Below are 12,971 nucleotides of genomic sequence, written 5' to 3' on the forward strand. Positions count from 1 at the left end.
GATCACGGCGAACCTCCTACGCCACGTCGTCCCAGTCCTCGATGTCCTCCTCTGAGGGGGTCAGCGAGGGTGGGACGATGAGACCCCGGAAAGGCTCCAGCTTCAGCCCCAGGCGGTTGTGCATGGTCCGGGCGCCGCGCTCCATGGCCCGGCGCACAAGGTGCCCGTAAACCAGCTCCGTAGTCCTCGTGGTCCGGTGTCCGACCCAGGCCGCCACCTCGAAGAGCGGGATGTCGGCGTGGATGGCCTCCGAGACGAAGAAGTGCCGGAAGCTCTTCGGGGTGTACTGCGGAGTCCCCGCCAGCTTGGCCGCCGCCTTGAACTGATCAAGAAACCAGTCATACGACGGGTGGCGGTCATTCAGGCGAGGCGACTCGAAGAACCAGCCCCGATCGCCCCAGGTACCGAACGCGTCGATGTGATCGTCGAAGATCTTGTTGATCGATTCGGGTACTGGTGTCCGCCGCGCCTGGTCAAAGGCCCGGTGCTTCGTACCGCGCTTCACCCCGCGCCGATAGCCGGAGATCTCCTGACAGCCGTACGCCGAGACCTGGTGATCCACAGCCAGAACGCTGCGCTCCCAGTCCATTGACTCGTCGGACAGCGCCAGGGACTCCCCCGGACGCGTCCCGCAGCCAGCCATGGCCCAGAAGCCAGCGCGGATCAGCTTGGGGGCCTCCGCGATGATCCCGAGGACCTCTTCCATGCTCGGGACGTCGTCGCCGGTGATCGGGGTGAGCGTCTGCCCTGAGCGCCGCCGAGGATTGGCCTTCTTACATGGGTTGCGGCCGATGATCTCTGCCGCCACCGCGTAGTTGAAGACGGATGAGAGGACGTTCTTACGTCCATTGATGCCGTTTTCCCGGTAACCCCGCTCCTTCTGATCTGCCTCCCATTCCAGGATCGTCGTCGGGGTGATGCTGCCGATGGGCTTGTTGCCGAAGAACGGCCCGTAGTGGTTGGCGTAGACGCTGCCGTAGTTCCGTTTCGAGGACTCTTCGAGGGTCCCCGCCCCAACCCACTCGTGCCACACCTCTTCGAACGTCCGCATCCCCGCCTTGGGGTTGATGTATGTCCCGAGGTCCTTGTCCCGCTCGACCTTGACCGCGAACGCCTCCGCGTCTTCGAGCTTCTTGAAGGACACCTGACGCGGCTTGCCCGCGCGGCCTCCGGGCTCTCGGTACGTCACCCGGTACGGCTTGTGCGGGCACGTCGGCTTTTTGCGCCGGGGACAGGTGCAGTCTTCCTTCTTGATGGTCGCCACGATTGTTAACCCTTCACATGTTGATTGGTTAGTGACTGATCGTCAGCCTAGCCGCGCTGCATGCGCCCCTCAACCCAGTTGTGCAGATCGCGAGTTCGGAACCGAACGTGCTTGCCGACTTTGAGGAAGGGGATGCCCCAACGTCGGTACGAGTCCATGAGGACCCGCTTCGTGACGCCCAGCTCTGCGGCAGCCTCATCCGGCGTCATGAGCAGGTTGCTGCCGCCCCTCACAGCTCCCACCCCCAAGCCTGGTCTTCCTTCGCTTCCTTGTAGAGCTGCCGTGACTGTTCGAGGTCTTCGGCGATTCCGGCGGCGAGGAGGGCAGCGCCGGGGGTATGACCGGAGCCGACGTATCGCCAGGCCGATTCCGTCACCGTGTGCGGATCGTCCACCGCCGTCCCGGCACCGGCACGCAGATGGGTGGCGCGGTCGTCGCGCAGTGCGGCGTAGGTGGTGGAGTAGCGACGGGATTTGGTGAGGATGTGGCCTCGGAAGCCGAGACTGTGGGCCCATGACCGCAGCCGGAGGTGTTCGAGTTCGGCGAGGCCGCCCAGGCGCCAGCAGGTACCCATCAGGGCCCGTACGTGGCCGGTGACGGCCGCTGCGCGGATGTCGTCCAGGCTGGTGACGCGGTAGTCCAGTCCAGCAGCCGTTTCGGCCGCGCCCTTACTCACGTACTTGGCGACGTAACCGGCGACCGCGCCGTCTGACAGGGCGTCACCGTCGGCGAACGAGTGGATCGGCCGGGCATCGAACTGCGCTCCCCAGGCAAAGCGTTCGGTGCCGTAGGCGCCTGAGTCCGGCGGAGTGACGAAGGCGGACGCCACAGCTTGCCGCACGGCGTCCAGGAGGAGGAGGGAGGTGGCCCAGTCCGGCGGGGGCACGGCCGGACCATCGGGCCCGTCGAGGCGCACGACGGCATGGAAGGACGGCCGCCCTGCGCTGGAATTCAGCGACTTTGGCGAAGGACACGACCAAGTGCTCAGCGAGCCGGGACCGAGGTATCTCGGCTGTCGAGGCGAGGTGACGCCGTACGGCGGTGGTGAACCGGTCCCACAGTCGCCCGACATGCGCGTGCCACAGCACGTGGCCGGTGAAGTCGTAGCAGTCCGCGCACAGCGGCAGTCCGGTCAGGCGGTCGTCGTCGGTGTGGACCAGACCGCAGCCCAGTGGCTTCCCGTGCTCGCAGGCAGGGGCGTCACGGCGGGGGCGGCACCGCTTGCCGTCGTCAGTAGCGTGGTGCACGGGGCCGAAGGACGGGGCGGTGAGGGTGACGAACAGCCGGGGCCGGTCGCGGACTGCGTCGGGCACGCTCTTGCCGCCGGACAGGCCCGCCCGGACCAGGTGGAAGGTATCTCCGGCGTGCAGGCGGGAGCAGGGAGCACAGACCGAGGCCCGGCGGTTGCGGCAGCGCACGGCAAGCCGCTCACCCGGCTCATGGGCGGTCGAGTAGGACGAGATCACCTCACCAGTTGCGGCGTTGCGGGTGATCGTGGAGCCGGACAGGTAGACCGGGTGGGCGCAGCCCCCGATGGCCTTGATCTGTTCCAGCCAGCGCGGGTATCCGGGGTCGTTGGCGAGGCGGATTACGTCCCGATCGGCATCGGACAGCAGCCGCAGACGCTTGTCACACTCCAGCTCAACAGAGCGAGCAGACTGGGTGGTCACCTCTGACGAGGCGTTGAACACGGGGCACCTCCAGGACGGACGGGCATGGGAGGAGCACGAGCACGGACGTGGATGTGAGTCATGGCTGAGTCCTTTGCGAGAGTTGAGAGAGAGTGAGATCGCAGAGTCTGAGAGCGTGGCGAGGCAGCGTGATGAAGACCGAAGGGCAGAGAAGAGAGCTGTGATGTCTCGTCTGAAAGATGTCTGCGTCTGTGTCTGAGATTCGCTGAAAGAAGGCTCGTCGCTCGACCTTCATGATCTCAAGACGGCTTCTGCGGAGCGACCGAATTACCGCCAGGGCGTAGCAGTTGAGGCAGACCGAAGGTCGCGCCACGCATCCGGATTCGATGACCAAGCGAACCTGTCCGGCCGGATGTGCCACGCGCCATGCGCCCACCAGGTCCCTGATCGGACAGTGGCTCAGGACCTGTGGCGGAAACTGTCTTCACTTCTTCCAGGGCGCGCCTGCGGCGCGCCGGGCGGCCAGGCGCTCCGGCCCGGCATGCGGCCTTCGGCCGGTCCGGTCCGGGCGCAGCCGCCCGCGCCCACGAGCAGCCCTGAAGTGAGCCAGCTCTCCACAGCCCTTCCCGGTCCGCTCACTCCCGTCGGCCATGGTCGTGTCTCACGTCCTCCAGGACCTCAGCCCTCGATCCGGACCGAGGCACGCACCGGCGAGCCCCTGTGCCTCTCTCACGGATCAATCGACGCCCCGCTGAGCCGCAGCCGAGTTCACCCCACAGGGGCTGGGGGCCGACGGCCTACGAGGCTTTAGGCAGCCACCATGGGGCGAGCCTCGAAGATCATGGCCCCGATCGGGCTATTGCGGGCAGGTCCCAAAGACTGCCCGATCCGCGAGGCAGCGTAAGGGGCCATGATCACTCGCCCCACGGCAGCTCCCGCCCAAAGCCTCTACGGCCGGCGGCGTGGCCAAGGCGCGCCACATCGAGGGGATAGGACCCCACCCCGCGCAGGCTACGCATCCCGCCAAGTGCGCCACGGGCGCGTGATGATCTCTCTGTAGGTGCGATGCGAGGGGTTCCGGCCGCAGTGCTCCAGCACCCACTTCTGCGGCTCGTTGAAGTCCTCACTCGCAGGTGACGTCTCGTCGTCCACCGCGCACTGCATGGCGTACGTCGTGGGCTCCGCGTCCGGCTCATGGTCCGGCTCCAGCGTCCACGTCTCGTGGCGGATGACCGAACGCGCACTCACAGGACCTCGCCCCGACTACGAGCGTTGGCCTCCCGGACCTTCTCCCTCAGCGTCGGATCCGTTGTCCGCTCGATGCCCGAATGCGGAGCCAGGTCGGCTCCCTCCGCTGTGGAGCCGCACGGATCGTGAGGATCGTGGAAGACGAGTAGCCGCCCGTCGGTGCCGAACAGCTTGATGGCCTCCGCCAGCCGCGCACGCGCGCTACCCGACATGATCGTTCACTCCTCGCGTCGACGATCTGCGAACGGCAATCGTCACGCAGGGCGCGGGAGGCACTACAGGTACTACAGCCGTGACTCGTTCCCGTGTCCGGTCCGTGTGTGACGCGTTGTCCGGTTCGTGGATACGGAACGGGCGGTGCTGGTCTGGGCGGGCTGGTTCGATGACTTCTTCGCCTCTTTGGCGGGGGTCTTCGGGCGGGTCGAGCCGCGCCGGATGGCGATGTCGTATGTGAAGGCGTTGATCGCGCCGGTCGAGCGGAAAAAACGGCTGGCAGATCGCTGAGCATGTCGGGCACGCGACGCCGGACCGGGTGCAGTGGTTCCTGGCGCGTTCGACCTGGTGCGCGGATCAACTCCGCGACGCTCTGCGGTTGTTCGTCGTGCAGTTCCTGGCCCGCCCGGACGGGGTGCTGGTGCTGGACGAGACAGCGTTCTTGAAGAAGGGCCGGATGTCGGCCGGGGTGGCCCCGCAGTACGCCGGGATCACCGGGCAGATCGAGAACTGCCAGGTCGCGGTGTTCTGTGCCTACGCCACCGACACCGGCAGGGCGTTGATCGACCGCGAGCTGTACCTGCCGGCCGCATGGTGCGAGGACGCCGGTCGCTGCCAGCTCCAGCGCATCCCCCGCCCCCGCGCGAAGGCCGTGGTCACCAAGCCCGAACTGGGGCGGCGCATGGTCGAACGGTGCCGCCGGGCCAGGGTCCCGTTCGGATGGGTGGCCGCCGACAGTGCCTACGGCCAGGACCGCAAGCTCCGTGCCGCCCTCGAACGCCGCCGCATCCCCTACGTCATGGCCGTCCCGGTCGACGAGACCGTGCACACCCGCGGCACCGGAAACCTGCGCGTGGATGCGTTCGCCGCCGCCGTCCCGCTCCTGTTCGAGCGCCGCTCGTGCGGAGCCGGCGCCAAGGGGCCGCGCTCCTACGACTGGGCACTGGCCGAGGTCACCTGGCCCGGCGGCGCCGAGGGCGGCCCCCGCCGCGGCTACGTCCATCTCCTGCTGGTGCGGCGCTCGGTCACCGACCCCACCCGGATCGCCTACTTCGCCGTCCACGCCAGGGCCGGCACCCCGATCGGCGAGATCGTGCGCGTGATGGGCCTGCGCTGGAGTATCGAGGACTGCTTCGAGACCGCGAAGTCCGACTGCGGCCTGGACCACTACGAAGTCCGCACCTGGGACGCCTGGCACCGCCACATCACCCTGTCCATGGCCGCCCTCGCCTTCCTGACCATCACCGACACCCGCACCCGCCACCTCCCAGAACCCGACAGCACTGCCGACCTGCCCACGCCGACCGATCCGGCCAGGACCTCCGAAAAGGGGGAACACCGAGGGCTGTTGAAAAGCTGATCCGCTACACCGCCGAAGAGATCCGCCGCCTGCTCAACCGGCTCCTCTGGGCCACCGCACCCCCACCGCCGGCAACCGTGATCAAGCAGTCACGCTGGCGCCGCACCCACCAGACCCGCGCACAACGCTGCCACTACACCACCCGCGACAGACGAGATCACGAGTCACGGCTGTAGTACAGGGACGCAACGGCCCAGTTCTGCGGCCTTAGTTCGCGACCCCAAGGAACTCGGCAAGCTTGCGCAGTCCCCGTGGACGCGATGGCAGCGCCCAAAGGTCACTCACTATCGCCACGGCCAGCGTGTGATGCCGCATCCACGCCGGGGCGATCTCGCGCAGCCGAGTCAGGGCCTTCACCGCCCCTTCGGCGTTCCCCAGGTCCGTGTGCGCACGGGCAACGTCGAGCAGGAGCCAGGTACGCCACGAGGGAGGTGTGTCGGAGCTGAGCCGCATCCCCTTGGCCAGGCCAAGAGCCTCCTCAGGGCGTCCGTGCTGCACGGCGAGACGGACGCGCTCGATGCGTACCGACGAGCGGCTGAAGACGGACACCATCCGGCCGTTGGCCGGAGGCGGGAGCACGGCCAGGCGCTTGGTCGCCGTCTCGGCCGTCGTCATCATCTCGTTCGCCGTGTCGTAGTCGCCCGAGCGGGCCGCACTCGTCGCCGCCGACATCAGCAACCCGCCCCACACACGCACACCTTCGGCCGTGTCGCCGTGATCGTGCTCAACCCGGTCGGCGGCGTACACAGCGAGGCGTTCCGCGTCGTCCAACCGGTTCTGCCGCTGGTAGTTCCACGCGACAGAGTTGCTGACCATGGGTGCCAGCAGCGGATCGGAGGACTGCTCAGCGGCGCTCATGGCCCGCTCCAGCGCGCTCAGAGCAAGGTCGGTCTTCCCCAGGCGAATGGCGAGGTGTCCAGCCAGCTGAAGCGCCTTGCCCAACGCTGCCTGCCCGGCTGCCCGCTCGTCACCCTGACCGACCGAAGCGGCGAAGCGCGCGTCATTGATGATGCCGGGCAACACCTCCATGAGCCGACCGAACTCCGCGCCGTGATAGAGGGTCCACGCGTCAGCGATCTCCCGCCGGAGGAGCGGCACCGTCAGCCGCTCAGGCCCGTTCGGTTCGGGCGGCGGCACGAACAACGGCGGCATGATCGCGCGCCGCACGGCCACGAGTTGAGGCGGGTCGGCCTCACCCGTGGACGGCACACCCGGAGGGTCGCCGAGCAAGGAAGTCAACTCGACCCCTAGTCCCTGAACCAAGGCATGCAGGGTCGGCAGCCGCGCACTGTGCTTGCGCTTCTGCTCAAGCCGCTTGATCACGTCCGAGGACACGCCGGACTTCTCAGCAAGTCGCTCTTGCGTGAGGTCTGCCAGCCCCCGCAGGCGGACGAGCCGGTCTCCCAAGTGCTCAGCCATACGTCGAGGGTACGGCGGCGACCGGACGGCCGTGCAGGCTCTCGCCTCCGTCGCCCGCCGGTGTTCGCGTACCGCCTCCGAGCAGCCACTCGGTAGTCTCTGCCCTGATCCAGATCCCAGCATCTGAAGGCCACTTCAGAAAACCCCGGAGGCACCTCCGGAGGTCGACACCAAGTCATCACCAGACCCCGTACCGTCCGGTTTCAACCCGTATGAACAGGGATTGAGGGCAGACCGTGAAACACCGCCTGACCTGCGCGAACGCCGATCAGAGAGGTATGCCCCCTGACCCGGTGGTGAACTTCCAGTTCACCGGCCAGCGGTTCTTCCGGATCGAGAACGGGCGGATCACCGGACAGCTGCGGGACGTCGCCTACCAGGCGACGACGACCGACTTCTGGGGGTCCATGGCGGCCGTCGGCGGACCGCAGACCTACGTCCTGGGCGGCGCCTTCAACTGCGGGAAGGCCCAGCCGGGCCAGGTCGCCGCGGTGTCGCACGGCTGCCCGTCGGCCCTCTTCAAGGGCGTCAACATTCTCAACACCACGCAGGAGGCCGGTCGATGAGCGCCCGTACCCACAAGCCGCACGAGATCGTCGAGCGGGCCCTCGCGCTCTCCCGGGCCGACGGCTGTGTGGTGATCGCCGACGAGTACTCGACGGCGAACCTGCGCTGGGCGGGCAACGCGCTGACCACGAACGGGGTCACCCGGGGCCGCTCGGTGACCGTCGTCGCCACCGTCGACGGCAGGGAGGGCACCGCCTCCGGGGTCGTGTCGCGGTCCGCCGTCACCCCCGAGGAGCTGGAGCCGCTGGTCCGGGCCGCCGAGGCCGCCGCGCGCGGCGCCGGCCCCGCCGAGGACGCCCAGCCGCTGATCACGGGCGTGGCGCACTCCCCCGACTTCACGGACGCGCCCGCCGAGACCTCCTCGGCCGTATTCGCCGACTTCGCGCCGGCGCTCGGTGAGTCCTTCGCCCGCGCGCGTGCGGGCGGCCGGGAGCTGTACGGCTTCGCCAACCACGAGCTGGTCACCAGCTATCTCGGTACGTCCACCGGGCTGCGGCTGCGCCACGACCAGCCGAACGGGACGCTGGAGCTGAACGCCAAGTCCCCGGACCGCAAGCGCTCGGCGTGGGCGGGGCGGTCGACCCGGGACTTCAAGGACGTGGACCCCGGCGCCCTCGACGCCGAGCTGGCCGTACGGCTGGGCTGGGCCGAGCGGCGGGTGCCGCTGCCCGCCGGGCGGTACGAGACGCTGCTGCCGCCGACGGCCGTGGCGGATCTGCTGATCTACCAGATGTGGTCGGCGTCGGCGCGGGACGCGGCCGAGGGCCGGACCGTGTTCAGCAAGCCCGGCGGCGGCACCCGGATCGGCGAGCGGCTCACCGAGCTGCCGCTGACCCTCCGCAGCGACCCGAACGAACCGGGCCTGGAGTCCGCGCCGTTCGTGCTGGCCCACTCCTCCGGCGGCGACAGCTCGGTGTTCGACAACGGGCTGCCGCTGACGGCGACCGAGTGGATCAGCGCGGGCGAGATCGCGCGTCTGCCGACCACCCGGCACAGCGCGGGCCTGACCGGACTGCCGGTGGTGCCGACGATCGGCAATCTGATCCTGGACGGCGGCGAGGACCGCTCCCTGGAGGAGATGGTCGCGAACACCGGGCGCGGGCTGCTGCTGACCTGCCTGTGGTACATCCGCGAGGTCGACCCGGCGACGCTGCTGCTGACCGGGCTCACCCGGGACGGCGTCTACCTCGTGGAGAACGGCGAGGTCACGGGCGAGGTCAACAACTTCCGGTTCAACGAGTCGCCGGTGGACCTGCTCGGCCGGGCCACCGAGGCCGGGCGGTCCGAGAAGACGCTGCCGCGCGAGTGGAGCGACTACTTCACCAGGGCCGCGATGCCCGCGCTGCGGGTGCCGGATTTCAATATGAGTTCTGTCAGCCAGGGCGTATAACCTCGTACCTGATTCACCTGGTGCGACCCACTCGAGGAGACACGAGAACCGTGACGGACATCGTCGACGAGCTGAAGTGGCGGGGGCTGTTCGCCCTGTCCACCGACGAGGACGCCTTGCGCAAGGCGCTCGCGGACGGTCCTGTCACGTTCTATTGCGGTTTCGACCCGACCGCGCCGTCCCTGCACGTCGGGCATCTGGTGCAGGTGCTCACCGTGCGGCGGCTCCAGCAGGCCGGGCACCGGCCGCTGGCGCTGGTGGGCGGCGCGACGGGTCTGATCGGCGACCCGCGTCCGACGGCGGAGCGCACGCTGAACGACCCGGAGACCGTCGCCGGCTGGGTCGGCCGGCTGCGCGCCCAGATCGAGCCGTTCCTGTCCTTCGAGGGCGAGAACGCGGCCGTCATGGTCAACAACCTCGACTGGACCGAGGGCCTGTCGGCCATCGAGTTCCTGCGGGACATCGGCAAGCACTTCCGCGTCAACAAGATGCTGACGAAGGACTCCGTCGCCCGTCGTCTGGAGTCCGACCAGGGCATCAGCTACACCGAGTTCAGCTACCAGATCCTCCAGGGCATGGACTTCCTCCAGCTCTACCGGAGGTACGGCTGCACCCTCCAGCAGGGCGGCAGCGACCAGTGGGGCAACCTCACCGCCGGTCTGGACCTGATCCACCGGCTGGAGCCCGGTGTGGAGGCGCACGCGCTGGCCACCCCGCTGATGACCAAGGCCGACGGCACCAAGTTCGGCAAGACCGAGGGCGGCGCCGTCTGGCTCGACCCGGAGATGACGACGCCGTACGCGTTCTACCAGTTCTGGCTGAACGTGGACGACCGTGACATCACCCGGTACCTGCGGATCCTGTCCTTCAAGTCCCGTGCGGAGCTTGAGGAGTTGGAGCGGCAGACCGAGGAGCGTCCGCAGGCGCGGGCCGCGCAGCGGGCGCTGGCCGAGGAGCTGACGACGCTGGTGCACGGCACGGACCAGACGGCCGCGGTGATCGCCGCGTCCCGCGCGCTGTTCGGGCAGGGCGAGCTGGCGGAGCTGGACGAGAACACGTTGGCGGCGGCGCTGTCCGAGCTGCCGCACGCGAGGGTCGCCGAGCTGGCGCCGGTCGTGGATCTCCTCGCGGAGGTCGGGCTGGTGCCCAGCAAGTCCGCGGGGCGGCGGACCGTGAAGGAGGGCGGGGCGTACGTGAACAACGTGAAGGTCACCGCGGAGGACGCCGTGCCGGCGTCGGAGGACCTCATTCATGGGCGGTGGCTGGTGCTGCGCCGTGGGAAGAGGAATCTGGCCGCGGTCGAGGTCATCGGGGCCTAGACACCGCAAGGGGCGCGGGTGATCTGGCGGCTGCCACCCCGTCGTGGTTGCTCGCGCAGTTCCCCGCGCCCCTTACGGGGCTCAGGTTTGTTGTTTTCTCTTGCCCAGGGTCGCCATGTAGGCCATGTCGCCCAGAGCCACGATGATGATCGCGGCCACCAGTTGGAAGATGTGGCGGCTCCAGTCGATGCCGGCGGTCTCCTCGACGCCGAAGCCGCGTGCGATCGCGTTGCCGACGACGGCGCCCAGCATGCCGAAGATCGTCGTCAGCCAGAGCGGGCTGTGCTGCTTGCCCGGGAGGATCGCCTTGGCCAACAGGCCGAGGATGAATCCCACGATGATCGCCCACAACCAGCCCATGGCTGCCTCCTCGTACGGCTCTACGTGAGCATTACGCCCAGTGTCGGCCCGCCTGCGGTACGCCGCATGTCGGGCACGGTCGTACGCGGCGCGGCGCATTTCCTGCACTCTCCGTGGAAGGTGACCCGGTCTCGTAGGCGGCGCAGACGCGGCGTAACGTGGAACTTGTCCGAACCGTGTTCGTTGTAGCGGGCACGGACGGGCACGGGCCGGGGAGCGTCCGATACAGGCGGGTGGTGGAACGTGATGCGGAAGCAGCGACACGTGGAGGTCTTCCGGATCACGGGCGCCCGGCAAGGGCTTGCCGACGACGTCCGCGGTCGGCAGCGCCGGTACATCATCTCGATGTCCGTCCGCACCCTCGCGGTGATCGCCGCCGCGGTCCTCTGGAACGTCGAACGGCACGTCGCGGTCGTCGCACTGGTGCTCGGCGCGGTGCTGCCGTACATCGCCGTGGTGATCGCCAACGCGGGCCGGGAGAACGCGCCGTCGCTGCCGTCGACATTCGTACGGGCCCCCGTGCGGCCGATGATCGCGCCGTCCGCGGAACCCTTCCCGGAAGACGCCCCGGCCGATCCCGCCGACGGTCGGCGCAGTGAGCCGCGCGAGCGGGCCTGAGCACCGGGTATCCCCGCGAAGCGGAATCCGGCCACCCGCCAAGCTCAAGAAATGCTCAGATCAATCATGTAGTTCCTGTGCCGGGCAGAGGCTTACCCGTGACATACTTCGTACGCGCTCCGCATCCCCCGTCGGAGCGACAGACCGACGCCGGGCAGCTCCCCCCGTGGCTGCTCGGCGTCGCCTTTTCTACGGCCGGATCGCTGCGGCTAGGGTCGACGTGTGAACATCCTCAACGTCCCCGGCTCCGATCCGTCCTCCCCCATCTGTTCGGCCAAGGGCTGTCGTGCCGACGCGGTCTGGGTGCTCGCCTGGAACAACCCGAAACTGCACACGCCGGAGCGGCGCAAGACCTGGCTCGCGTGTGACGAGCACCGGGAGCATCTGTCGCAGTTCCTGGGGGTGCGGGGGTTCCTGAAGGACGTCGTGAAGCTCGACGAGTGGGAGGACCCGGCGCCGTAGAGCGCTCGGCCCTCCCCTGTCAGCCGCCGATCGCGGACATCGGCCGGTCCGGCTGGACGAACGACGGGTCGTCCAGGCCCGCTCCCGCCTTCTTGCCCCACATCGCCAGACGCCAGATTCGGGCGATCTCCTCGTCGGGGGCGCCGGAACGCAGCGCGGCGCGCAGGTCGGTTTCCTCGCGGGCGAAGAGACAGGTGCGGACCTGGCCGTCGGCGGTGAGGCGGGTGCGGTCGCAGGCCGAGCAGAAGGGGCGGGTGACGGAGGCGATGACGCCCACCCGATGGGGGCCGCCGTCCACGATCCAGCGCTCCGCCGGGGCCGAGCCGCGTTCGTCCCGGCCCTCGGGGGTGAGGTCGAAGCGGGTGCGCAGGGAGGTCAGGATGTCGCCCGCCGTGACCATGCCGTCGCGCTTCCAGCCGTGCTGGGCGTCCAGGGGCATCTGCTCGATGAACCGCAGCTCGTAGTCGTGCTCGACGGCCCAGGCCAGGAGGTCCGGGGCCTCGTTGTCGTTGAGGGCCGGCATCAGGACCGAGTTGACCTTGACGGGGGTCAGGTCCGCCGCGCGGGCGGCTTCGAGGCCTTCGAGGACGTCCTTGTGGCGGTCCCGGCGGGTGAGGGTCTTGAAGACGTCCGGGCGGAGGGTGTCCAGGGAGACGTTCACCCGGTCCAGTCCGGCCGCCTTCAGGGCCGTCGCCATGCGCTTGAGGCCGATGCCGTTGGTGGTGAGGGACATCCGGGGGCGGGGGGTGAGGGCCGCCACCCGCTCCACTATGCCGACCAGACCGGGGCGCAGCAGGGGCTCACCGCCGGTGAAGCGGACCTCCTCGATGCCCAGGACGCGGACGGCTATGTCTATGAGGCGGACGATCTCGTCGTCCGTGAGCAGGTCGGGCTTGGCCAGCCACTGCAGACCCTCCTCGGGCATGCAGTAGGTGCAGCGCAGATTGCACCGGTCGGTCAGCGAGACCCTCAGGTCGGTGGCCACTCGGCCATAGGTGTCGATGAGCACGTGTGCCCCTCCCGTCGCCGGATCAGTGATTCCTGAACATCTGCGAGCCTACGTGACCCCACTGACAACATCACAGGCCCGATCGCACGAGATCGGGTAGGAGGGACGGGT

General features: G+C 68.7%; 11 protein-coding genes and 3 pseudogenes. 6 read left to right on the forward strand and 8 right to left on the reverse strand.

The genetic code is table 11. From position 1 onward, the window contains the following. Positions 1-16: 16 nt before the first annotated feature. The 5 genes and pseudogenes from F9278_RS08950 to F9278_RS08970 form a co-directional block, all read right to left on the reverse strand. A complete protein-coding gene (locus tag F9278_RS08950; protein WP_152167817.1) occupies positions 17-1,264 on the reverse strand; it encodes a tyrosine-type recombinase/integrase in 1,248 nt (415 codons plus the stop codon). 47 nt (positions 1,265-1,311) lie between these two features. Beyond that, a complete protein-coding gene (locus F9278_RS08955) occupies positions 1,312-1,473 on the reverse strand; it encodes a helix-turn-helix domain-containing protein (RefSeq protein WP_152167818.1) in 162 nt (53 codons plus the stop codon). 20 nt (positions 1,474-1,493) lie between these two features. Then, positions 1,494-2,955 (reverse strand): annotated as a pseudogene (locus F9278_RS08960) (replication initiator). Positions 2,956-3,906: 951 nt separating this feature from the next. Beyond that, entirely contained in the window at positions 3,907-4,143 is a 237-nt protein-coding gene (locus F9278_RS08965; RefSeq protein WP_152167819.1) for a DUF7848 domain-containing protein, read from the reverse strand. After that, the gene (locus F9278_RS08970; RefSeq protein WP_152167820.1) at positions 4,140-4,355 is read right to left on the reverse strand and encodes a hypothetical protein; all 216 of its coding nucleotides are present in this window, start codon (positions 4,353-4,355) and stop codon (positions 4,140-4,142) included. Before F9278_RS08970 ends, F9278_RS08965 begins: the two co-directional genes overlap by 4 nt. 127 nt (positions 4,356-4,482) lie before the next feature. Here F9278_RS08970 and F9278_RS08975 point away from each other — a divergent pair. Further along, positions 4,483-5,716: pseudogene (locus F9278_RS08975) on the forward strand (IS701 family transposase). 207 nt (positions 5,717-5,923) lie between these two features. Here F9278_RS08975 and F9278_RS08980 read toward each other — a convergent pair. Then, positions 5,924-7,135 carry a helix-turn-helix domain-containing protein gene (locus tag F9278_RS08980; protein WP_152167821.1) on the reverse strand — a complete coding sequence of 404 codons (1,212 nt, stop codon included), beginning with the start codon at positions 7,133-7,135 and terminating at the stop codon, positions 5,924-5,926. A gap of 299 nt (positions 7,136-7,434) precedes the next feature. Here F9278_RS08980 and F9278_RS08985 point away from each other — a divergent pair. The 3 genes and pseudogenes from F9278_RS08985 to tyrS form a co-directional block, all read left to right on the forward strand. Next, positions 7,435-7,701, forward strand: a pseudogene (locus F9278_RS08985) (metallopeptidase TldD-related protein); the annotation flags it as partial. Next, positions 7,698-9,092, forward strand: coding sequence for a metallopeptidase TldD-related protein (locus F9278_RS08990; RefSeq protein WP_152167822.1), 1,395 nt, complete (start codon positions 7,698-7,700; stop codon positions 9,090-9,092). The pseudogene F9278_RS08985 and the gene F9278_RS08990, both read left to right, overlap by 4 nt. Positions 9,093-9,142: 50 nt before the next feature. Further along, positions 9,143-10,411 carry a tyrosine--tRNA ligase gene (gene tyrS, locus F9278_RS08995; protein WP_152167823.1) on the forward strand — a complete coding sequence of 423 codons (1,269 nt, stop codon included), beginning with the start codon at positions 9,143-9,145 and terminating at the stop codon, positions 10,409-10,411. Between the two features lie 81 nt (positions 10,412-10,492). Here tyrS and F9278_RS09000 read toward each other — a convergent pair whose 3' ends face one another. Then, positions 10,493-10,771 (reverse strand): GlsB/YeaQ/YmgE family stress response membrane protein, encoded by a 279-nt coding sequence (locus F9278_RS09000; RefSeq protein WP_152167824.1) that lies wholly within the window; start codon positions 10,769-10,771, stop codon positions 10,493-10,495. Positions 10,772-11,017: 246 nt separating this feature from the next. On the opposite strand from F9278_RS09000, the gene F9278_RS09005 reads away from it, so the two are divergent. Next, entirely contained in the window at positions 11,018-11,389 is a 372-nt protein-coding gene (locus tag F9278_RS09005) for a DUF3099 domain-containing protein (protein ID WP_152167825.1), read from the forward strand. 222 nt (positions 11,390-11,611) lie between these two features. Further along, positions 11,612-11,851, forward strand: a complete 240-nt coding sequence (locus F9278_RS09010; RefSeq protein ID WP_152167826.1) for a hypothetical protein — start codon at positions 11,612-11,614, stop codon at positions 11,849-11,851. Between the two features lie 19 nt (positions 11,852-11,870). Here the strand turns inward: F9278_RS09010 and moaA are convergent, their stop codons facing one another. Next, complete coding sequence (gene moaA, locus F9278_RS09015; RefSeq protein ID WP_152167827.1) at positions 11,871-12,860, reverse strand: GTP 3',8-cyclase MoaA; 990 nt, start codon at positions 12,858-12,860, stop codon at positions 11,871-11,873. Between the last annotated feature and the right edge of the window lie 111 nt (positions 12,861-12,971).

The organism is Streptomyces phaeolivaceus (assembly GCF_009184865.1).
Taxonomy (GTDB): Bacteria; Actinomycetota; Actinomycetes; order Streptomycetales; family Streptomycetaceae; genus Streptomyces; species Streptomyces phaeolivaceus.